The 21529-nt window shown below is 69.3% G+C and carries 15 protein-coding genes, 2 tRNA genes and 2 pseudogenes; 5 read left to right on the forward strand and 14 right to left on the reverse strand.

What is annotated here, in order from left to right; all coding sequences use genetic code 11:
• Positions 1 to 249: 249 nt before the first annotated feature.
• Both ABZT93_RS17920 and ABZT93_RS17925 read right to left on the reverse strand, forming a co-directional pair.
• Positions 250 to 1134: a rhomboid family intramembrane serine protease gene (locus ABZT93_RS17920; RefSeq protein WP_356105423.1), complete on the reverse strand. Its 885-nt coding sequence runs from the start codon at positions 1132 to 1134 to the stop codon at positions 250 to 252.
• 104 nt (positions 1135 to 1238) lie between these two features.
• On the reverse strand, positions 1239 to 1772 hold the full coding sequence (locus ABZT93_RS17925) for a peptidylprolyl isomerase (protein WP_280850479.1): 534 nt from the start codon (positions 1770 to 1772) through the stop codon (positions 1239 to 1241).
• A gap of 242 nt (positions 1773 to 2014) precedes the next feature.
• On the opposite strand from ABZT93_RS17925, the gene ABZT93_RS17930 reads away from it, so the two are divergent.
• Both ABZT93_RS17930 and ABZT93_RS17935 read left to right on the forward strand, forming a co-directional pair.
• Complete coding sequence (locus ABZT93_RS17930; protein WP_356105425.1) at positions 2015 to 2716, forward strand: DUF5324 family protein; 702 nt, start codon at positions 2015 to 2017, stop codon at positions 2714 to 2716.
• 149 nt (positions 2717 to 2865) lie between these two features.
• Positions 2866 to 3819, forward strand: coding sequence for a glycosyl hydrolase (locus ABZT93_RS17935; RefSeq protein ID WP_356105427.1), 954 nt, complete (start codon positions 2866 to 2868; stop codon positions 3817 to 3819).
• 199 nt (positions 3820 to 4018) lie between these two features.
• Here ABZT93_RS17935 and ABZT93_RS17940 read toward each other — a convergent pair.
• Positions 4019 to 4091: transfer RNA gene (locus ABZT93_RS17940), tRNA-Ala, on the reverse strand.
• A gap of 184 nt (positions 4092 to 4275) precedes the next feature.
• On the opposite strand from ABZT93_RS17940, the gene ABZT93_RS17945 reads away from it, so the two are divergent.
• Both ABZT93_RS17945 and ABZT93_RS17950 read left to right on the forward strand, forming a co-directional pair.
• Entirely contained in the window at positions 4276 to 4824 is a 549-nt protein-coding gene (locus ABZT93_RS17945) for a DNA-binding protein (protein WP_031036313.1), read from the forward strand.
• Positions 4825 to 5062: 238 nt separating this feature from the next.
• Positions 5063 to 5959 (forward strand): annotated as a pseudogene (locus tag ABZT93_RS17950) (serine/threonine-protein kinase); the annotation flags it as partial.
• A gap of 2038 nt (positions 5960 to 7997) precedes the next feature.
• Here ABZT93_RS17950 and ABZT93_RS17955 read toward each other — a convergent pair.
• Both ABZT93_RS17955 and ABZT93_RS17960 read right to left on the reverse strand, forming a co-directional pair.
• Positions 7998 to 9374, reverse strand: coding sequence for a hypothetical protein (locus ABZT93_RS17955; protein WP_356105430.1), 1377 nt, complete (start codon positions 9372 to 9374; stop codon positions 7998 to 8000).
• Between the two features lie 270 nt (positions 9375 to 9644).
• The gene (locus ABZT93_RS17960; RefSeq protein WP_003999697.1) at positions 9645 to 9773 is read right to left on the reverse strand and encodes a DLW-39 family protein; all 129 of its coding nucleotides are present in this window, start codon (positions 9771 to 9773) and stop codon (positions 9645 to 9647) included.
• 339 nt (positions 9774 to 10112) lie between these two features.
• On the opposite strand from ABZT93_RS17960, the gene ABZT93_RS17965 reads away from it, so the two are divergent.
• Positions 10113 to 10466, forward strand: a complete 354-nt coding sequence (locus ABZT93_RS17965) for a DUF6344 domain-containing protein (RefSeq protein WP_356105433.1) — start codon at positions 10113 to 10115, stop codon at positions 10464 to 10466.
• Between the two features lie 326 nt (positions 10467 to 10792).
• Here ABZT93_RS17965 and ABZT93_RS17970 read toward each other — a convergent pair.
• The 9 genes and pseudogenes from ABZT93_RS17970 to dnaN form a co-directional block, all read right to left on the reverse strand.
• Positions 10793 to 10955: pseudogene (locus ABZT93_RS17970) on the reverse strand (VOC family protein); the annotation flags it as partial.
• A 94-nt stretch (positions 10956 to 11049) separates the two neighbouring features.
• Positions 11050 to 11126 (reverse strand) — tRNA-Ile (locus ABZT93_RS17975).
• A 111-nt stretch (positions 11127 to 11237) separates the two neighbouring features.
• Entirely contained in the window at positions 11238 to 12092 is an 855-nt protein-coding gene (locus tag ABZT93_RS17980; protein WP_356105436.1) for a DUF3566 domain-containing protein, read from the reverse strand.
• An 18-nt stretch (positions 12093 to 12110) separates the two neighbouring features.
• The gene (gyrA, locus tag ABZT93_RS17985) at positions 12111 to 14708 is read right to left on the reverse strand and encodes a DNA gyrase subunit A (protein WP_356105438.1); all 2598 of its coding nucleotides are present in this window, start codon (positions 14706 to 14708) and stop codon (positions 12111 to 12113) included.
• A 42-nt stretch (positions 14709 to 14750) separates the two neighbouring features.
• A complete protein-coding gene (gene gyrB, locus ABZT93_RS17990; RefSeq protein ID WP_356105441.1) occupies positions 14751 to 16799 on the reverse strand; it encodes a DNA topoisomerase (ATP-hydrolyzing) subunit B in 2049 nt (682 codons plus the stop codon).
• Positions 16800 to 17195: 396 nt separating this feature from the next.
• Positions 17196 to 17738 (reverse strand): DciA family protein, encoded by a 543-nt coding sequence (locus ABZT93_RS17995; protein WP_356105442.1) that lies wholly within the window; start codon positions 17736 to 17738, stop codon positions 17196 to 17198.
• The gene (gene recF, locus ABZT93_RS18000) at positions 17735 to 18856 is read right to left on the reverse strand and encodes a DNA replication/repair protein RecF (RefSeq protein WP_356105445.1); all 1122 of its coding nucleotides are present in this window, start codon (positions 18854 to 18856) and stop codon (positions 17735 to 17737) included. The genes ABZT93_RS17995 and recF overlap by 4 nt, the downstream gene beginning before the upstream one ends.
• 65 nt (positions 18857 to 18921) lie before the next feature.
• A complete protein-coding gene (gene gnd / locus ABZT93_RS18005) occupies positions 18922 to 19797 on the reverse strand; it encodes a phosphogluconate dehydrogenase (NAD(+)-dependent, decarboxylating) (protein ID WP_356105447.1) in 876 nt (291 codons plus the stop codon).
• 127 nt (positions 19798 to 19924) lie between these two features.
• Positions 19925 to 21055, reverse strand: coding sequence for a DNA polymerase III subunit beta (dnaN, locus tag ABZT93_RS18010; RefSeq protein ID WP_037707198.1), 1131 nt, complete (start codon positions 21053 to 21055; stop codon positions 19925 to 19927).
• Positions 21056 to 21529: the final 474 nt, after the last annotated feature.

Raw genomic sequence — 21529 nt, forward strand, 5'->3', positions numbered from 1 at the left:
TATCCGCTGAGTTATCCACAGCCTGGAGCAATTTCCACAGGGCCTGGGGAAAAGACTACGATCTGTGGATAACTCATCGAGTGTTGACGCCGGTGCGACCATCACACCAGTCTCCGCAAGCCTGTTCGCCCCCTGCCTGACCTGCACAAACACGGTTCAGACGCAGGGGGCACAGCTGTTCCCGCACTGTATGCACAAGATCCGGGACTCTCTGTGGACAACGGGCCGCTCAGAGGGGTCGCGGACCCGTCAGGTCAGCTGGGCGGTTCTGACCAGAATCATGACCACGACTACCAGCAGTACCAGCGCACAGGTCCCGTACTGCACGAGTGCCCGCCGCTCACGCGGGGCGTGGACCATGCCGTAGCCCGTGATGAGACCGGCGACGAGGCCGCCGATGTGGGCCTGCCAGGAGATGCTGCTCCAGCCGAAGGTGAAGATCAGGTTGATCACCAGGAGCGCGATGATCGGCCGCAGGTCGTAGTTGAGCCGCCGCATCAGGACCGCGGTGGCGCCGAAGAGGCCGAAGATGGCACCGGAGGCGCCGAGCGTCTGGGTGCCCGGATCGGCCAGCAGGTAGGCCAGGGCGCTGCCCGCGAGACCGGAGACGACATAGACCGCGAGATAGCGCGCGCGGCCCAGGGCCGCTTCGAGCGGGCCGCCGAGCCACCACAGGCTCAGCATGTTGAAGCCGATGTGCCAGATCTCCTGGTGCGCGAACATCGAGGTGACCAGGCGGTAGTACTGCCCGTCCGCGACTCCCTCGGTGAGCAAGAACGGCGGCGCCGGATAGGCCCCGACAAGGCTGAGGTCCGCCGCCAGGGACGCGTTGGCCTGGATGGCGATGAACACCGCGACATTGATCCCGATCAGGATCTTGGTGAACAGCCGGGGGTCGGCCGTGACCGCGCCGCCCGCGATGGTGCGGGGCCTCGCCGTGGCCGGAGCCGGTCCGCTGCCGCCCCCGTCGCGCACGCACTCGGGGCAGTGGAAGCCGACGGAGGCGCTGACCATGCACTCGGGGCAGATCGGGCGCTCGCAGCGGGTGCAGCGGATGCCGGTCTCACGGTCCGGGTGCCGGTAGCAGCCAGGCAGGTTCTGGGCCTCCGGTGTGCTGCCCGCCTCCTGATTCATGCCATCCCCTAAGTCGCCCTGGGTCGTCGTGCCCACATGCACCGCCCCGCTCATCCTTACGGTTGAGCGGGGCGTTTGGTTCCCTGCGTGGAGCTGCCCGGGGCTCAGCCCTGGCGGGTCTCCACGACGACCTGCTCGATGACGACGTCGTTCACCGGGCGGTCGTTGGGGCGGGTGGTCTTGACGCCGGCGATGGCGTCGACGACCTTCTGGCTGGCCGGGTCGGTGACCTCGCCGAAGATGGTGTGCTTGCGGTTCAGCCAGGCCGTCGGGGAGACGGTGATGAAAAACTGCGAGCCGTTGGTGCCGGGGCCGGCGTTGGCCATGGCGAGCAGGTAGGGCTTGTTGAAGCCGAGGTCGGGGTGGAACTCGTCCTCGAACTCGTAGCCCGGGCCGCCGATGCCGGTGCCCAGCGGGTCGCCGCCCTGGATCATGAAGCCGCTGATGACGCGGTGGAAGATCGTGCCGTCGTAGAGCCTCTTGGTGGACTTCTCACCGGTGCCGGGGTGCGTCCACTCGCGCTCGCCCTGGGCGAGTTCGACGAAGTTCCTGACCGTCTTCGGGGCGTGGTTCGGCAGAAGCCGGACTTCGATGTCGCCGTGGTTGGTCTTCAGGGTGGCGTAAAGCTGCTCGGCCACGATCTGCCTTCCGTTGTCTTCTTGTGCCCCACCGATCCTCGCACGGATCCGGCCGAGGAGGGCCCGGGCAGGGGCGCGGAGCGGCGATCCGTGGCATTGTCGTCGACAAGCTCCTGTTGCCACGTATTCATCCGTTATTGATCCGGATGCCCGCCCTCAGGTGCCGGGCTGCACTCCGGCAGGCATGATCCGTAAAAGGGTGGAAAGTCGAATTACCGTACGCCACCGAGGAGGAGGATCCCGTGACCCGCATCGACAGCGTGCGCGCCGCGACCGGCTCGGCGAAGGACAGCGTGCTGCACGCCGCGGAAGTGGTGGCGCCCTACGCCGACACGGCCAAGGACAAGGCCTCGCACTACGCGACGGAGGCACGCGTACGGCTCGCGCCCAAGGTTTCCCTGGCGGCCGAGCAGGCGCGTGTCCAGTACGGCGCTCATGTCGCGCCGCGTCTGGAGCAGGCCCGTACGCATGTTCCGCCGAAGGTCGACCAGGCCGCCCACGAGGCCGCTGTACGCACTCGCAAGGCAGCTCGGCAGGCCGCCGACTATTCCCGCCCCAGGATCGAGCAGGCCGTCGCCGCGGCCGGCCCGGTCCGTGAGGAGGCCACAGCCCGCAGCGTGGCCGCACTGGCCGCACTGCGTGGCCAGATCACGCCGAAGGAGGTCCAGAAGCTGGTCCGCAAGCACGAACGGCGGGCCCGCGCAGGACGGCTCGCCAAGGCGCTGGCGGTCGCGGGCCTCGTCGCGGGCGGCGCCTACGCCGCCTGGAAGTGGTGGGACAAGCAGGCCAACCCCGACTGGCTGGTCGAGCCGCCCGCCGCGACCGAGGTACCCGAGACGGGTCGGCTGACGTCCGTGGACGGCACCGGCCAGTCCGTCCTGGACCCGGAGGTCCAGGCGAAGGAGGCCGAGGAGGACGCCGCGAAGCACGACGAAGGGCGCTGACGCCGACACCGGCGTGTACCAGGGGTGGGGCGGAACTTCTCCGCCCCACCGTCGTGTTCACCCGACAGTGTGGCCGGGCCGGTGCGGCAGGGTTCCCGTGCGCCACAGTCGCGGGGACATGTCTTCGCACCGGATGGACCGCCGCCCTGATGAAGTCCTCGCGCCGCGGGCCGCTCGCCCTGGCCGTCGTACTGCTGCTCCTGGCCTCGGCCTGCACCGCCGCCCGTGACCCCGAGCCCGCGGCGGTTTCCCCGTACGGCGCGTACGTCGGCTACGAGCCCGCCGACGTGGGGCGCATTGGCGCGCTCGGTGCCTGGCTGGGCGGTCCCGCGCCCCGGGTGGGGCACGTGTATCTGCCCGGCGACCGCTGGAGCAACATCGAGGGGGCGCCTGACTACCTGGAGTCATGGGCGGCGTGGCGGCGGGCGGATCCGCGGCGGATGTTCGTCCTGAACGTGCCGATGCTGGAACACACGGAGGCCGACCTCCCCGACGGTGTGGTCCGCGAACAGCTTCGGCGTGGGGCGAACGGCGACTACGACGGCCATTTCCGCGCCCTGACCCGGCGGCTGACGGCTCTCGGCGTCCCGGACACGATCGTCGTCCTCGGTTGGGAGATGAACGGCACCACCTACACCCACCGCTGCGGCCCGGACCCGGCCGCGTGGAAGGCGTACTGGACGAGGATCGTGCGCGCGATGCGCTCGGTGCCCGGTCAGCGCCTGCGCTTCGAGTTCACGCCGAACCGAGGCCGCGACGCGATCCCGTGGCCGCGCTGTTATCCGGGCGACGAGGTCGTCGACATCATCGGCATGGACGCCTACGACGCCCCGCGCGGTCTCGGCTTCACCGAGCAGGTGAGCGAGCCGTACGGGCTGCGCGCCCACGTCCGCTTCGCCCGCGCTCACGGCAAGCCCTTCTCGTACCAGGAGTGGGGCCTGTACAAGAACGGCGACGACCCGGCGTACATGCGCGGCATGCTCACCTGGTTCGCCCGTCAGCGGCCCCTGTACCAGGCCATCACCGACTACTGCCCGCACGGGGTGTGGGGCTGCCGGGCCCATCCGAGGTCGTCTGCGGTGTATCGCTCGCTGATGAAGTAGGCGGACGGCCACGTCCTGGCGCGCGGAGGGGGTGCTCGGATCCATGCAGGCGCGGCAGCGGCTCGGAGGCTGCGGGCAGACCGACGGCCGGTGCGGTGCGGGGATCGGCAGGCCGCATGACTCGCGGAGCCACCGCTCCCGGCTCCCGCACGAAAAACCCCTCCGCCCGCGTATCCGCAGGTCGGAGGGGATCTTGGAGTGGAGCCTAGGGGAGTCGAACCCCTGACATCTGCCATGCAAAGACAGCGCTCTACCAACTGAGCTAAGGCCCCGGGAAGAGTGACGTCCGCCGCAAGAACCACTTGCCGGTGGGCGCCGCAGACCAGAGTACCGGGTCACCCCCGGTATTCCGCAAAAAGATTGGGGGTCCCCGCGAACGACCACTCTCCGTAAGATGCTCGGCGTGGTTCGCTGTCGCGAACCACGGTTTTTTGGGGAAGCGATGGGGAGACGCACATGGACGCCGCACAGCAGGAAGCGACCGCAAGAGCGCGGGAACTGCAGCGGAACTGGTATGGGGAGCCGCTGGGGGCGCTCTTCCGTAAGCTCATAGACGACCTCGGCCTCAACCAGGCTCGTCTCGCGGGGGTGCTGGGACTGTCGGCTCCGATGCTGTCACAGCTGATGAGCGGTCAGCGGGCGAAGATCGGCAATCCCGCCGTGGTCCAGCGGGTGCAGCTGCTGCAGGACCTGGCGGGGCAGGTCGCGGACGGCAGCGTGAGCGCGGCCGAGGCGACCGAGCGCATGGACGAGATCAAGAAGTCGCAGGGGGGCTCGGTGCTCAGCAACACCACGACCACGACCAGCAGTTCGGGCGCGCCGACGGTCAAGCGGGTCGTCCGCGAGATCCAGTCGCTGCTGCGCTCGGTGGCGGCCGCGGGAGACATCATCGACGCGGCCGACACTCTCGCCCCGACCCACCCGGAACTGGCAGAGTTCCTCCGTGTCTACGGCGCCGGCCGCACCTCCGACGCGGTCACGCACTACCAGTCCCACCAGAACTGAGCCGCCCGTCCGGTCGCCGAAGGGGGTTCGGCAGCCGGGCGGGGGGCCGTGCGGTGCGACGGAGGAGCGCGAGGGGGTCGCACTCCTCACCGGCGGGCGACATACGGGGGTGTGTCGCCCGCCGAGGAGACGAGGAACACGGGGCCGTATCTCTCATCGGGGAGGCCACGAGGGGTCGTATCGCTCATCGAGGGGGAAGCAACGGGGGTAACCGCAGGGGGAGGAGCGACGCGCAGTCATGGGTGAGGTGTTCGCCGGCCGGTACGAACTGGCCGATCCGATCGGACGCGGAGGCGTCGGCGCCGTCTGGCGTGCCTGGGACCACCGGCGCCGCAGGTATGTGGCAGCCAAGGTTCTGCTGCAGAGCGACGCCCACTCCCTGCTGCGCTTCGTGCGCGAACAGGCCCTGCGAATCGACCATCCCCATGTCCTCGCGCCCGCCAGCTGGGCCGCCGACGACGACAAGGTCCTGTTCACCATGGACCTGGTCGCCGGTGGCTCGCTGGTCCATCTGGTCGGGGACTACGGCCCCCTGCCGCCCGCGTTCGTCTGCACCCTGCTCGACCAACTCCTCGCGGGGCTGGCCGCGGTGCACTCGGAAGGTGTCGTGCACCGTGACATCAAGCCCGCCAACATCCTGCTCGAAGCCACCGGCACCGCCCGCCCACGGCTGCGGCTGTCCGACTTCGGCATCGCCATGCGGTTGGGTGAGCCCCGCCTGACCGAGACCAACCTCGTCGTGGGTACGCCCGGTTATCTCGCCCCCGAGCAGATGATGGGCGCGGAACCGGACTTCCCCGCCGACCTGTTCGCCGTCGGCCTGGTCGCGCTGTACCTCCTGGAGGGTGCCAAGCCCGACACCAAGGCGCTCATCCAGTACTTCGCCGCCCATGGCACCCCCGGCGCGCCCCAGAGCGTCCCCGACCCACTCTGGCAGGTCGTGGCCTCTCTCCTCCAGCCGGATCCCCAGGCCCGTTTCCGCACCGCGACGGGGGCCCGCAAAGCCCTCGCCGCCGCCAGAGAACTCCTCCCGGACCCCGGCCCCGACGACGAGTCCATCGAGATCTTCGACCAACTCGGCCCCTTGCCGCCCGGGTTCGGCCCGGAAGGACCACTCAAGCGGGCACCGGGCGTGGACCCGAACAGGACACGGAACGGGGGATCCGGGACGGGGGGAGGGGCGCGCTTCGGGACGGGTGACGCGAGCGGGGGTTCCTTTGGGGGCGGCGGAGGGAGCGGGGTTCCTTCCGAGGCCGGCGGAGGAAACGCGGGGGCTTTTGCGGGCGGCGGAGGGAATGGGGGAGCTTTCTGGCGGGGGGCCGGCGGAGGGGCTGATGCTGGGTCGGGGGCCGGTGGTGCCGGGGGCGGTGTCGGGGCCGGTGGTGCTGGGTCGGGTGCCGGTGGGGGCGGTGTCGGGCCCGGTGGTGCTGCGTCGGGGGCCCGGCCCAGTGGTGCTGGGTCGGGTGCCGGCGTCGGGGCCGGTGGTGCTGGGGCCGGTGCTGAACCGGGTTCCGGTGCGAGATCTGGTGGTGCTGCTGGGCTGTCCGGTGCCGGTGCTGCGCCCGGTGCGGGTGAGGCCGACGGGATGCTTTGGCCCGGCCAGGGGGACGGCGTGGCTTCCGGGCAAGGTGGGGCAGGCGGGGCACCCTCCTGGTTCGGTGTGGGAAATGAACCGCCTCTCTCCCAGCCCGGAGAGGCGAGGGGGACACCCCCCTGGTCCGGTGAAGGACACGGCGTGGGGTCGCAGCCCGGGGAAGTGAGCAGCACCCCCTCCCAGCCCGGGGAGGCAAGGGGAGCGACCGACTGGTCCGGCGAAGGACACGGACGGTCCTCCCACCCCGAGATACCCGGTGAGGTCCCCTCCTGGCCCAGAGAGGTAAGCGGACTTCCTTCCCAGCCCCACGAGGCAAGTGAGCCGCCTTACCAGCGAGGTGGGGCCGATGAACCTCCCTACGGGTTCGACTACCGACCCGGCGAGCCGAGCAGACCTGGGTCTCAGCCCGGCGAGCCATACGGGGCGGTCTCCTGGCCGGGCCAAGGAAACGGCGCGTCCTGGCCCGGAGAGGGCAGCGAGGCCCCCGGAAGACCTCCCGAGGAGGGACCCGCCGAAGGAAACACACCACCCTGGTCCGCCGAGGCGAACTCGCCGTCCTGGCCCAGGGAACCGAACCCGGCGCCATGGCCAGAACAGGCCCACCCGCTCTCCTGGCCCCGCGAGGCCGGCACCCCGTCCTCCCCAGGCCCCGACACGCCAACTACCCCTCCGCACACCGGCACCGACGCGCCCTCCCCCACCACCGGCCGCGGAACCCCCTGGCCCGCTCCCACCAACCCACCCCCGTTGTCGGACACCGGCAGCTTCCATCTGCCGCCGCCCCTCCCCCCGAACTCCGGCTCCCGGCCCTCCACTCCACCGGAGCATCACGCGCAGGCGCACCACCCCCAACCACAGGCCCAAGCCCAACCACGTCGGCCTGCGCCCCCGGCCCCCTCCGCCTACGACTCCCCCCACGACCCCACACCCCCCACTCATGTCCTGCCCTCCCCCCAACCCCGCGCCGCACGCTTCCCCACGCAGGCTCCGCCACCGGTCCAGCACCAGCTCCACGCCGCTACCTCTACTGCTTCGTACACCGCTCAGAGCCCGCAGGTTCCACCTCCCGCCCCGTCACTTTCGCAAGCGCGCCGCAGCGGCCCACCCGCAAAGGTGGCGATCCCCCTCCTGCTCCTGGCCCTGGCCTGCTACGCCGTGGGGTTCTGGGCACTCAGCCAGATCTGAGATCCCGGCATTCCGGACGGACCGGCATCTCGGCAGACCGCCGTCACAGCAGACCGCCACCTCGACAGACCGCCGTCTCAGCAGACGGCCATCTCGACAGACGATCGTCCCCACAAACGGCACTTTGAGCAGCCACACCACCCACACCCTCGGGGGGGAGCTCCCCAGCCCCGGATCACCTGTGGGCCCGCACTACCCGCAGCGCGCCGCCGCAGGCAGTCCCCCGACCGACGGCAAGAAAGCCGCACACAAGCAGGCAGGCGTCAACCCCGAGCTCCGACCCCCGCATCGCCCGCATCGCCCGCATCGCCCCGCTCATCCCAAGCCCCCGGAACCGAACCGTTCAGTCGCCGAGCCCCGCCCCGTCACGTACCTCCGCAGCGCCCCCCACGCCCTACACCCCGGCAGCCCTCCGCCGCCCCACCGCAACCCACACCCCGAGAACCACCAGCACCACGGTCCCCGCCCCGATCCCCCCGACGGCGACCAGCTTCATCCCGGTGCCACCGCCACCCGCCCCACCACCGTCACCATCGCTCGCACCCGCGTCCCCCACCGCCCCCGAAGCCCGCCCAAGCAGCCCCACCTGGAAGATCCCCGAGGGCTCGGACTGCCCCGCGTAACCAGGCCCGGCCGTCGCCGCCCCCTTCACCCTCACCCTCAGCGTCAGCTCGAACGGCCCGTCGCCGAAGTCCTCGCCCACTCGAGCGGCGAGATGGACGACGAGGTAGTAGGACCCGGCGAACCGCATCCCGCCCACCCGGTCGGAAACGGCGTACCGGTTGTCGTACCCCACCGGCGGCAGCGCAGCGAGCGCACCGGACTTCTGGCTGCCGTTGTAGCTGATGCTGGTGTCGTCGACGAGTCCGCGTACGGGGTTGTACAGGGCCAGATTCACGCCCCCCGGCACAAAGCCACCCCCCGCCCCGCCACCGCTCGCACTGCTCAGATCGGCGGTCGCGTACACCTGCTGTCCCCAGTCGACCGGCACCTTGTAGAACAGCGTCTGCCCGGGCCGTAGGTCGTCGCGCCAGGCCCCTTGTTCCAGTGCGGTCGCCGAGCCGAAGCCTTTGCCGCCCCGCAGCCGCACGGACTCCCCGCCGGGAGGCGAGGGGGTGGCCGAGTCCCAGGCCTCGGGCGCACTGGTCGAACCGGCCTTCCGCAGCCCCGGTTCCAGCACGGGCGCGAGCTCCAGGTCCCAGTCACCCGGTGAGGACGCGGTGCGCAGCACCCGCTCGACGACGACGTAGTACGTACCGGCGGTCCGGCACAGTGACCGGCTCGTCGGGAGCTGACGCGCGCCCCACACGGTGAGGGGGCGCGGGCTGCGGCCGGCGCCGATGCTGGCGGTGTCGGGCGCGGAGCAGGAACGGCCCTCGGCGTCCTGCACGGACACTCTGACGCCTTCCGTGGGGGTGACTGAGGCGTCCGTCGGGGGTACGGCCGTCGCGGCGACGTACACGGTCGATGTGCCGTCGAGCACGAGGCGGTAGTACACCTTGCCGTCGCTGGGCAGCGAACTCCGATAGGTCGTGCCGGGTCGGAGACGCTCGGCGTCCGCGGTGTCCGTCGCTCCGGTGACCGACGGGGCGTCTTCGGCAAAAGCGTACGAGGAGGCCGTGGCGGACGATGAAGGAGAGGTGGCAGAGGCGGAGGGGGACGCGGGAGGAGAGGTCGAGGCGGCGAAGCCAGGAGATCCCGGCGCACCCGCCACCGCGCCCAGCACGACCCCCATGACGGTCACCCGCCACCACGCCGTACGCCGCCCCATCCCGCGCCACCCCTCCGTGCCCGCGCCCGAACTCCTACGACCGTCACCGATCACGACATGCCCGGACGTGCGGTCGGGCGTCCGTGCGGCCGGGAGCCGTGGCCCATCCTGCCCCGCAGGGCCGCCCCCCACCCTCGCAATCCGTACGACCGTCCGAAACCCCTGGCCACCCCCGGCCACTGCCGGTCCCGGAGCCGGGCCGGGCCATGGGCAACACAAAACCCCGACCGCAACAACGGCCGGGGTCTGTTCAGAATCGGATGTCGGTACTCACGAACCCGTGGGCACGGAGTCAGTCGCCTCCGTCCACAGATCCTGCTCGGCGCGATCCGCCTGGATCTGGCGGTACACGAGGAGCCCGCCGATGGCGGCCAGTGCGACCAGGAGCAGCTTCTTCACCGCGCTACCTCGTCTTTCCTTGACGTAGGGGACCTCTGGCGCCCGACTATACACACCGACCGATACCGATCGGTGACCTGCGTCCGGGCCCTCAACTCCCGTCGAGAACGGCCCAGTAGAAGCGGAACAGGGACCTCCGACCAGAGAGTGATCACACCTCCACGGACTACCATTTCGACCCCTATCGCACCAGTTCTCCTATTTTTCGCCCTTTATGCACCCATCCGTGTGGTGTTCATCGGAAGATCCACGCGCCACAGACTCGGGTCCGTGATTTCGCGGCGCTCATACACATCATGAGGAAAGTACGCAAATCGCCCAACCCGAAAGTGAGGGACCATGGCCCAGAACAAGGTCATGAAGCTGTGGACCGTCGTCATCACCGCCTTCCTCGCGCTGTTCACGGCGCTCGGACTCATCACGACGACCACCGCCGCCGCGGTACCGCAGAACCAGCCGGCCCGCAACAGCGCCGCCGCCCACCCGGAGCCCCCGGCGGTGTCCCAGGGGCTCTGGTCCCACGACAGGTCCCTGCCTCCCACGATGAAGCAGCGGATCCGGGCAGAGGCCCACGGCAAGACCCCCAGCTGCCGCTCCGGCTCCCTCGCCGACACGGCCACGGACACGGCCACGGAGCTGGCCCCGGACACGGAAGCGGCCACAGCCGAACCGGTCGGCGCGGACTGCGTGTGACACCCCCGCCCCGCTCCGCCCTATGACCCGCCGAAGACGCACCACGGACGCACCACAGACGCACCGAAGACGCACCACAGGCGCAACGATGACGCAGCGAAGACGTACCAAAGAGGCAGCGAAGAGGCCCCGAAGAAGTGTGATGACGTCGCACCCAGCACCGCACGCAAACACCCGCACGGAGACACCCGCCCGCACGCCGAAGACCCCGACCGGAACCGGCTGAAGGTCTTCGCCTCCGGGCGAATCAAGAGGACGTACTCCCGAGGTCACCGCACCGATGGACGCGCCCCCGTGTTCACCGGCCCCCGACCCGCTCAGGGGCCTCACTGACACCGTTGGCCCAGGACACAGAACCCGTTTGCCTTCCGAGTCGGCCATGACCACCCACGACTGGTCCCCCTGGCCGATGTCGACCCGCTTGGCGCCGTGAGCCTCAAGGCGAGCCACCTCGGCGGCCTGGTCATCAGGCCTGAAGTCGAGATGCAGCCAGCTTATGACTCTCGTAGACGCCAAACCCCCGACGGCGAAACACTCCGGACGACAAAAACCCCCAACCGTGATCGGTTGAGGGTCTTCGTGCTGGTGGGGCTAACAGGATTTGAACCTGTGGCCTCATCCTTATCAGGGATGCGCTCTAACCAACTGAGCTATAGCCCCGCCGCGCTCTGCGGAGTGTGTCCCGCGCGCTGACTCCTGAAGATTAGCGCACGACGTGGGCAGTCCCAAAATCGGTTCCCGGAGGACCGCCCCCGCAGGTTTGGGGCAGCGTTACTCGTCCTCGGCCAGCGTCAGCTCGACGCCGCCGACGAAGCCCGCGGAGAGGTTGTAGATGAACGCGCCGAGAGTCGCGAGCGCCGTCGCGAGGACGACGTCGATGACCGCGATGATCGACGTGAACATCAGGACGTTCGGCAGGGAGAGGAACGCCTGGAGGTCGAAGCCGTTCGACTCGTTGGAGCCGGTCGCCTCGGAGATCGTCCCGCCGACCGTCGAGAAGACGCCCATCGCGTCCATGACCATCCACAGCACGGCGGCCGCGACGATCGTGCAGATGCCGAGCGCGATGGAGAGCAGGAAGCTGACCTTCATGACGGACCACGGGTCGGCCTTGGCCACCCGCAGACGCGCCTTGCGGGTACGGGGCATGGTGCGCGCACCGGTGCGCGGGCGGCGTACGGTACCGGCCGCGGCGCCCTGGGTCGGGTAGGCCTGCGGCGGGTGGTACGGGCCGGCCTGCTGCTGCGGCTGCCGTTCCCCCGGAAGCGGAGAGGGCGAAGGCTGGGGCTGTACCGCGGGCTGAGGCTGCGGCTGGGCCGCCCCCCTCGGCGGTGCGGCGGGCGCCGTCGGCTGGGCCGGCGGCTGGGTGTCCGTCACAGGTCCCCCCTGGGATCCATGAGTCTCGGGCGAGCGCGACTGGGTCGCGGGCGGCTTGATCGCCTTGAGTTGAGTCGTGTGCGTATCTGTCGTGTGCGGTTCTGTCGCCCGCGCGTCACTCGCCCGTCCGTCTGTCGCCCGTCCGTCGGCCGCACGCGCGGCGGAGCCACGGCCGCCGCCGTCCGCCTCCGTGCCGGGGGAGGACCCCCTAGAGGTTCCGGTCGATCCGGCGCCCGTGGCTCCGCTCACGATGACTCTCTCCTCGTGCTACTCGGCCGAGGGTGCCTCACCCTCGTCCGTGCCGATGGTCTCGGCGGCACCGTCGACGGTCTCGTCGTCGGCCACATCGCCGTCGACCTCCTCCGCCTCACGTCCCGCCTCGGCGTTACGTGCGATGCCGACGACGGCATCGCGCTTGCCCAGGTTGATCAGTTGGACGCCCATGGTGTCACGGCCCGTCTCCCTGACCCCGTTGACTCGCGTACGAATCACACCGCCGGACAGCGTGATGGCGAGGATCTCGTCGGTCTCCTCGACCACCAGCGCACCGACGAGCGATCCGCGGTCCTCCACGATCTTGGCAGCCTTGATGCCGAGGCCGCCACGACCCTGGACGCGGTACTCGTCGACGGGGGTCCGCTTCGCGTACCCGCCGTCCGTAGCAGTGAACACGAACGTACCGGGTCGAACAACATTCATCGAGAGCAGCTCGTCGCCCTCGCGGAAGCTCATGCCCTTGACACCCGAGGTGGCACGGCCCATGGGACGCAGGGTGTCGTCCGAGGCGGTAAACCTGATCGACTGCGCCTTCTTGCTGATCAGAAGCAGATCGCTGTCGGCCGAGACGAGTTCGGCACCGATCAGTTCGTCGTCCGAACCGTCCTCGCGCTCCCGCAGATTGATGGCGATGACGCCACCGGAACGCGGAGAGTCGTAATCCTTCAGTGACGTCTTCTTGACCAGACCCGCCTTGGTGGCGAGCACCAGGTACGGCGCGGCGTCGTAGTCACGGATCGCGAGGATCTCGGCGATCGCCTCGTCCGGCTGGAAGGCCAGCAGGTTGGCGACGTGCTGTCCGCGCGCGTCCCGCCCGGCGTCCGGCAGTTCGTACGCCTTGGCCCGGTAGACGCGGCCCTTGTTGGTGAAGAACAGCAGCCAGTGGTGCGTGGTGGAGACGAAGAAGTGGTCGACGATGTCGTCTTCCTTGAGCTTCGTCCCGCGAACGCCCTTGCCGCCGCGCTTCTGGGCGCGGTAGTCGACGGCCTTGGTGCGCTTGACGTAACCGCCGCGCGACACCGTGACGACGATGTCCTCCTCGGCGATGAGGTCCTCGATGGACATGTCGCCGTCGTAGGGCACCAGCATGGTCTTGCGGTCGTCGCCGTACTTCTCGACGATCGCGGCGAGTTCGGCGCTGACGATGCCGCGCTGGCGCACCGGCGAGGCGAGGATCTCGTTGTACTCGGTGATCTTCGCCTGGAGTTCGTCGTGCTCCTGGACGATCTTCTGGCGCTCCAGGGCGGCCAGTCGCCGCAGCTGCATCTCGAGGATGGCGTTCGCCTGGATCTCGTCGATCTCCAGGAGCTCCATCAGGCCCGTGCGCGCGATGTCCACGGTGTCACTGCGCCGGATCAGCGCGATGACCTCGTCGATGGCGTCCAGGGCCTTCAGCAGGCCGCGCAGGATGTGCGCCCGCTCCTCGGCCTTGCGCAGCCGGAACTTCGTACGGCGGACGATGACCTCGATCTGGTGCGCCACCCAGTGCCGGATGAACGCGTCCAGGGACAGCGTGCGCGGAACGCCGTCGACGAGCGCCAGCATGTTGGCGCCGAAGTTCGACTGCAGATCCGTGTGCTTGTAGAGGTTGTTCAGTACGACCTTGGCGACCGCGTCACGCTTCAGGACGATCACGAGTCGCTGGCCCGTACGCGACGACGTCTCGTCCCGGACGTCCGCGATGCCGCCGACCTTGCCGTCCTTCACCAGGTCGGCGATCTTCTGCGCGAGATTGTCGGGGTTGGTCTGGTACGGCAGTTCCGTGACCACCAGGCACTGGCGGTTCTGGATCTCCTCGACCTCGACGACCGCGCGCATGGTGATGGAGCCACGGCCGGTGCGGTACGCCTCCTCGATGCCCTTGCGGCCGACGACGAGGGCGCCGGTCGGGAAGTCGGGGCCCTTGATGCGCTCCATGAGGGCGTCCAGGAGCTCCTCGTGCGAGGCCTCCGGGTTCTCCAGGTACCACTGGGCGCCGGCCGCGACCTCGCGCAGGTTGTGCGGCGGGATGTTGGTGGCCATGCCGACCGCGATACCGGCCGAACCGTTGATCAGCAGGTTCGGGAAGCGGGCCGGCAGAACGGTCGGCTCCTGGGAGCGGCCGTCGTAGTTGTCCGTGAAGTCGACGGTCTCCTCGTCGATGTCACGGACCATCTCCATCGACAGCGGCGCCATCTTGCACTCGGTGTAGCGCATGGCCGCCGCCGGGTCGTTGCCCGGGGAGCCGAAGTTGCCGTTGGAGTCGACCAGCGGCATCCGCATCGACCACGGCTGGGCGAGGCGCACCAGGGCGTCGTAGATCGAGGAGTCGCCGTGGGGGTGGTAGTTGCCCATGACGTCGCCGACCACGCGCGCGCACTTGTAGAAGCCGCGCTCGGGGCGGTAGCCGCCGTCGTACATGGCGTACAGGACGCGGCGGTGGACGGGCTTGAGACCGTCCCGGACGTCCGGCAGCGCACGGGACACGATGACGGACATCGCGTAGTCCAGGTACGAACGCTGCATCTCCGTCTCGAGCCCGACGGGCTCGACACGCTGGGCGATGACGCCGCCCTCTTCAGAGGTGACGGGCGTGTTCTCGTCGGCCATTGCGGGTGAAGATCCTTCCTGGTGCGGTCAGCTGAGACCGACTCAGATGTCGAGGAAGCGGACGTCCTTGGCGTTGCGCTGGATGAACTGGCGGCGGGCCTCCACGTCCTCGCCCATCAGGACGGAGAACAGATCGTCCGCCTGGGCTGCGTCGTCGAGGGTGACCTGACCGAGGACGCGGTGCTCCTGGTCCATGGTGGTCACACGCAGCTCCTCGGCGTTCATCTCGCCGAGACCCTTGAAGCGCTGGATGGAGTCCTCGCGGATGCGCTTGCCGCGCTGGCGGCCCATCTCGATCAGCGCGTCGCGCTCGCGGTCGGAGTACGCGTACTCGATGTCGTCCCGGCCCCACTTGATCTTGTACAGCGGGGGGCGGGACAGGTACACGTGCCCGGCCTCGACCAGCGGCCGCATGAAGCGGAACAGGAAGGTCAGCAGCAGGGTGGAGATGTGCTGGCCGTCGACGTCGGCGTCCGCCATCAGGATGATCTTGTGATAGCGCAGCTTCTCGATGTCGAAGTCCTCATGGACCCCGGTACCGAAGGCCGAGATCAGCGCCTGGATCTCCTGGTTCTGCAGGATCTTGTCGATCCGCGCCTTCTCGACGTTCAGGATCTTGCCGCGGATCGGAAGGATCGCCTGGTACTCCGGGTTACGGCCGGACTTGGCGGAGCCGCCGGCGGAGTCACCCTCGACGATGAAGATCTCGCACTTGGTGGGGTCGTTCGACTGGCAGTCGGAGAGCTTGCCCGGCAGGGACGCGGTCTCCAGCAGGCCCTTGCGGCGGGTCAGGTCGCGGGCCTTGCGGGCCGCCACGCGCGCGGTGGCCGCCTGGATGGACTTGCGGATGATGTCCGCGGCCTCGACGGGGTTGCGGTCCAGCCAGTCGGTGAGGTGCTCGTAGACGACCTTCTGGACGAAGGTCTTCACCTCGGTGTTGCCCAGCTTGGTCTTGGTCTGGCCCTCGAACTGCGGCTCGCTCAGCTTCACCGAGATGATCGCGGTCAGACCCTCGCGGATGTCGTCACCCGTGAGGTTGTCGTCCTTCTCGCGCAGCAGCTTCTTGTCGCGCGCGTACTTGTTGATCAGCGAGGTCAGCGCCGCGCGGAAGCCCTCCTCGTGCGTGCCGCCCTCGTGCGTGTGGATGATGTTGGCGAAGGAGTACACACCCTCGCTGTAACCACCGTTCCACTGCATCGCGAGCTCGAGGGACAGGCCCTTGTCCTTGTCCTCGGCCTCGAGGTCGATCACGGTGGGGTGGACGACCTCTCCCTTGCGGGAGTTGAGGTACTTCACGAAGTCGACGATGCCGCCCTCGTAGTGGTACGAGACGGCCTTGACCTCGTGCTTCTCGTCCTCGCCCGCCTCGTCCGCGCCGGCGGTGGCCTTCGCCGACTCGCGCTCGTCGGTGAGGTTGATCCTCAGACCCTTGTTGAGGAACGCCATCTCCTGGAAGCGCCGCGAGAGCGTCTCGAAGGAGTACTCGGTGGTCTCGAAGATGTCCGGGTCGGCCCAGAAGGTGACCGTGGTGCCGTGCTCGTCCGTGGCCTCGTGCTGAGCCAGCGGGGCCGTCGGCACGCCCAGCTTGTAGTCCTGCGTCCAGCGGTAGCCGTCGGTCTTGATCTCGACGGACACCTTGGTGGACAGGGCGTTCACGACGGAGACGCCCACGCCGTGCAGACCGCCGGAGACCGCGTAACCGCCGCCACCGAACTTGCCGCCCGCGTGCAGCACGGTCAGCACGACCTCGACGGCCGGCTTGCCCTCGGAGGGGACGATGCCCACCGGGATGCCACGGCCGTTGTCGATGACGCGCACGCCACCGTCGGAGAGGATCGTCACGTCGATGGTGTCCGCGTGGCCGGCCAGCGCCTCGTCGACGGAGTTGTCGACGACCTCCTGCACCAGGTGGTGCAGACCGCGCTCACCGGTCGAGCCGATGTACATACCGGGTCGCTTGCGGACCGCGTCCAGACCCTCGAGGACGGTGATGGCGCTGGCGTCGTACGAGGCGGTTACCTCGCCGTTCGACGAGGTCGCCTCGGCGTCGGTGGACGGAATGTTCTCGTTGGGGTTGCCGGAATCGGCCACGAAGCGCCCTTTCTGGCACAGCACGAGCCGGGCTCGTCGGCGGGTTGCCGGAGCGGCTGCGGCATGTTGCGTTGGTAAGCCTTGATCAGCGTTGCTCAGCTTCTCCCGGGCGGTCCCCACGTTCGGGGCGGGATTGGCTTCCAGTCTACCGGTAGCGCCGACAGTGATGGGGGTTTGCCGGTACCTGAGTCCGCATGTGCCGCCCTCAACCGGCGTCTTCCGGGTCCCCATATACGGAGCGGGGCTCCAAGAGGCTCACAGCGGCACTCAGCGCTTCCAGCTGTCAACCCTTGGCTACTTGGGAGTCAGGTCGGAATTCGCAACCGCGTGCAGTGCTACGACAAAGGCGTCGGCGGCGCCCCGAAGGCACCGCCGACGCCCCTGATGTGATGTCTGTCACCCGTAGGTGTCACCGGGTCCCGTGCTGCCCGGGGCGCGCAGCGGACCGTAGCGACGGGCGGGCCCGCCCGGGCCGTTCACCTTGATCAACTTCACGGCGCCGTGCCCGAGATCCTCGTTCAGACGGGCCACCAGCTGCGGGGCGAGCAGCCGCAGGTTCGTCGCCCAGGCCGTCGAGTCGCAGCGCACCACCAGCACCCGCTCGTCCTCGTCGTACTTCTCCGGCTCGCAGTGCTTGGCCAGGTCCTCGCCCACGATCTGCGGCCAGCGCCCCATCACCCCGCCCACCGCGGCCGGCGTCTCCCAACCGCGCTCGGTGATCAGGCGGTTGATGGCGGCACCGAACGCCATGGGGTCGCGTCCGTCAGCGCGCGCGCCGGAGCGCAGACCCCCTCCACGCCGTGCCTGCCGCTTCTGCTGCGCCGCGTCCCCACGCGCGCGTGCCTGTTCCTTCGCGGCCCTGAGCGCCACGCGCGCGAGGTCGACACCCGAGGGTTCGGCGGACTCGGGCCTCTTGGCAGGCGGTTGTTCGTCGGTCATACGCGCTCCACCGCCCCCTCGGACACGGCGTACCGCGTCCCCGTCAGCACGTGCGGCACGTCGTCGTCGACCGCCGCCGTCACCAGGACCTGCTCACCGGGCGCGACCAGCTCGGCCAACCGCTCCCGGCGACGGGTGTCCAGCTCGGCGAACACGTCGTCGAGGATCAGCACGGGCTCGTTCCCCTCGGCCCGGAGCAGGTCGTACGACGCCAGGCGCAGCGCCAGCGCGTACGACCAGGACTCACCGTGCGAGGCGTACCCCTTGGCGGGCAACTGACCGAGTTTGAGATTCATATCGTCCCGATGAGGTCCTACGAGGGTCACGCCCCGCTCGATCTCCTGCTTGCGCACCTCGGTGAGCGCCGCCATCAGCTGCTCGTGGAGAGCCTCACGCGTGTGTGCCTCGCCCGGCGCGGACGGCTTGTACTCCAGGGCCACCGGGCCGCCGCCCGGGGCCAGTTGCTCGTACGCCTTGTCGGCCAGCGGCTGGAGCGCGGCGATCAGGTCGAGCCGCTGGGCGAGCAACTCGGCACCCACGCGCGCGAGGTGCTGGTCCCAGACGTCGAGAGTGGACAGGTCCATCGAGCGGCCGCCGTGCCGCCTCGCGAGGGCGGCCGACTTCAGCAGGGTGTTGCGCTGCTTGAGGACGCGCTCGTAGTCGGAGCGAACGCCGGCCATGCGCGGGGAGCGCGCGGTGATCAGCTCGTCCAGGAAGCGGCGCCGCTCGCCCGGGTCGCCCTTCACCAGCGCGAGATCCTCCGGCGCGAACAGCACCGTGCGCACGATCCCGAGCACATCGCGCGGCCTGACCTGCGAGGACCTGTTGATGCGGGCACGGTTCGCCTTGCCGGGGTTCAGCTCCAGCTCGACCAGCTGCTGCCGCTCGCCCTGTCTGACCTGCGCCCGGACGATCGCGCGGTCGGCGCCCATGCGGACCAGGGGGGCGTCGGAGGCGACCCGGTGGCTGCCGAGGGTGGCGAGGTAGCCGATCGCCTCGACCAGGTTCGTCTTGCCCTGCCCGTTGGGGCCGACGAACGCGGTGACGCCCGGGTCGAGCGGAACTTCGACCCGGGCGTACGAGCGGAAGTCGGCCAGCGACAGATGCGTGACGTGCATGGTCGGTCGCCGACCTCCCCCAGCTTGTGGACTGCGGCCTGTGGATTGCTCCGCAGCCCTGTGGATTACTTCGTCTCGACCGCGTGGCCGCCGAACTGGTTGCGCAGCGCCGCGATCATCTTCATCTGCGGCGAGTCGTCCTGACGCGACGCGAACCGCGCGAACAGCGACGCGGTGATCGCCGGCAGCGGCACCGCGTGGTCTATCGCGGCTTCCACGGTCCACCGGCCCTCGCCGGAGTCCTGTGCGAAACCGCGCAGCTTGTCCAGGTGCTCGTCCTCGTCGAGAGCGTTGACCGCGAGGTCGAGCAGCCAGGAACGGATGACCGTGCCCTCCTGCCAGGAGCGGAAGACCTCCCGGACATCGGTCACGGAGTCGACCTTCTCCAGGAGCTCCCAGCCCTCGGCATAGGCCTGCATCATCGCGTACTCGATGCCGTTGTGGACCATCTTCGCGAAGTGGCCCGCGCCGACCTTGCCCGCGTGCACCGAACCCGCGTCGCCCTCGGGCTTGAGGGCGTCGAAGACCGGCTGCACCTTGGCGACGTTCTCCGCGTCCCCGCCGTACATCAGCGCGTAGCCGTTCTCCAGGCCCCACACACCGCCGGAGACGCCGCAGTCGACGAACCCGATGCCCTTGGCCGCCAGCTCCTCGGCGTGCTTCTCGTCGTCCGTCCAGCGGGAGTTCCCGCCGTCCACCACGACGTCACCGGGCTCCAGGAGCTCCGCCAGCTCGTCGACGGTCGCCTGGGTCGGCGCTCCGGCCGGGACCATCACCCACACGACCCGCGGGCCCTGCAGCGCGTCCACAAGCTCCTTCAGGCTGTGGACATCGGCGAGGTCCGGGTTGCGGTCGTATCCGATCACGGTGTGGCCTGCGCGGCGTATCCGCTCGCGCATGTTGCCGCCCATCTTGCCGAGGCCGACGAGACCGAGCTCCATCAGTGGTTCCTTAGGTTGCTGTGGCGTGTGAGGCACTTTCGTACCCACGTACGAGCCTAAACCCGGACGCTCACGCACACCTGTGGGCATACGCGCTCAAACGTATGCCCCCACCTGGGGCTTTGACTCAGCCGCTGAGGCGCACCGGCATGATCAGGTACTTGTAGGCCTCGTCCGCCTCGGCGTCCAGGGCGGGCTTGCCGCTCAGCAGCGCGGGCTTGGTGGACGTCGTGAAGGAGAGCTGGGCCACCGGGGAGTCGATGGCGCTCAGGCCGTCCAGCAGGAAGGTCGGGTTGAAGGCGATCGAGATGTCGTCGCCCTCCAGCTGGGCGTCGACCCTTTCCACAGCCTGTGCGTCGTCGCTGGAGCCGGCCTCCAGGATCAGCACGCCCTGCTCGAAGCTGAGGCGCACCGGGGTGTTGCGCTCGGCGACCAGGGCCACGCGCTTGACGGCCTCCACGAACGGGGCGGTCTCGATCACGGCCACGGAGTTGAACTCCGTCGGGAACAGCGTGCGGTACTTCGGCAGGTCACCTTCGAGCAGCCGCGTGGTCGTACGGCGGCCCGCGCCCTCGAAACCGATCAGGCCCTCGCCCGCACCGGAGCCGGAGAGCGCCAGGATGACGCTGTCGCCGCTCGTAAGCGCCTTGGCGGTGTCCAGGAGCGTCTTGGCGGGCACCAGGGCGACGGCGGACGCCTCGGGGTTCTCCGGCTTCCACAGGAACTCACGGACCGCGAAGCGGTAGCGGTCGGTGGACGCCAGCGTGACGGTGTCGCCCTCGATCTCGATGCGCACACCGGTCAGGACCGGGAGCGTGTCGTCGCGGCCCGCGGCGATGGCCACCTGGGAGGCGGCGGAGGCGAAGACCTCACCGGGGACGGTGCCGGTCGCGCTCGGCATCTGCGGCAGCGCCGGGTACTCCTCCACAGGCAGGGTGTGGAGTGTGAACCGCGAGGAGCCGCAGACCACCGTCGCCCGTACACCGTCTGTGGAAATCTCCACCGGGCGGTTGGGCAGAGCGCGGCAGATGTCGGCGAGCAGGCGGCCGGAGACCAGCACCGTGCCCTCCTCCTCGACCTCGGCCTCCACGGAGACCCGCGCGGAGACCTCGTAGTCGAAGCTGGACAGGCTCAGCTGGCCTTCCTCGGCCTTCAGGAGAAGGCCGGCGAGGACCGGCGCCGGCGGACGGGCCGGGAGGCTGCGCGCCGCCCAGGCCACTGCCTCCGCGAGTACGTCGCGTTCCACCCGGATCTTCACTGTTGCCGCCTCCTGCTGTTGCCGGCGCTGCTCGGCCTGCCTGGCTTCGTCGTCTGTCTCGGTGTCGTCGGTCCCTGTGCCGGGAAGGACACCGGGGAACAGTCTGACGCACCCCACTGACAGTAGGTGCCTCTCGGGGTCAAGTCGTGACGAGGGGCAGCCGGGAGCCGGACAGCGAGTTGTGCACAGGCCCCACTTCGAAACGGATTCCCAGCTCTCTCTAGTTGGGAGTAGTAGTAGGGGCTGTGGATACCGTGGATAACCCCGTTTTCCCAGCTCAGAGCAGGAATTTTGTCCACCGGCCCTGTGGGCGACGGCGGTGGACAACCGGGGGTATCTGTGGAGAACAAAAAGTTCTGCACACTCCGTGCACAGCCAGAGGCGACTTCTCCCCAGCGCCGTCCCCAGCTTTACCCGTCTTTCCCACAGCCCAACCCGGCACCTTCGTGTGACGCCTTTCACTCGACCCGGTGA

This window comes from Streptomyces sp. NPDC005303, from assembly GCF_040607335.1.
Lineage (GTDB): Bacteria > Actinomycetota > Actinomycetes > Streptomycetales > Streptomycetaceae > Streptomyces.

Excerpts from the sequence above, each read along its gene's own strand:
- ABZT93_RS17995 (WP_356105442.1), bottom strand. The coding sequence starts at position 17,738 with ATGACCGACGAACAACCGCCTGCCAAGAGGCCCGAGTCCGCCGAACCC.
- gnd (WP_356105447.1), bottom strand. The coding sequence starts at position 19,797 with ATGGAGCTCGGTCTCGTCGGCCTCGGCAAGATGGGCGGCAACATGCGC.
- gyrA (WP_356105438.1), bottom strand. The coding sequence starts at position 14,708 with ATGGCCGACGAGAACACGCCCGTCACCTCTGAAGAGGGCGGCGTCATC.
- ABZT93_RS17965 (WP_356105433.1), top strand. The coding sequence starts at position 10,113 with ATGGCCCAGAACAAGGTCATGAAGCTGTGGACCGTCGTCATCACCGCC.
- ABZT93_RS17920 (WP_356105423.1), bottom strand. The coding sequence starts at position 1,134 with ATGAATCAGGAGGCGGGCAGCACACCGGAGGCCCAGAACCTGCCTGGC.
- ABZT93_RS17945 (WP_031036313.1), top strand. The coding sequence starts at position 4,276 with ATGGACGCCGCACAGCAGGAAGCGACCGCAAGAGCGCGGGAACTGCAG.
- recF (WP_356105445.1), bottom strand. The coding sequence starts at position 18,856 with ATGCACGTCACGCATCTGTCGCTGGCCGACTTCCGCTCGTACGCCCGG.
- ABZT93_RS17955 (WP_356105430.1), bottom strand. The coding sequence starts at position 9,374 with ATGGGGCGGCGTACGGCGTGGTGGCGGGTGACCGTCATGGGGGTCGTG.
- ABZT93_RS17935 (WP_356105427.1), top strand. The coding sequence starts at position 2,866 with ATGAAGTCCTCGCGCCGCGGGCCGCTCGCCCTGGCCGTCGTACTGCTG.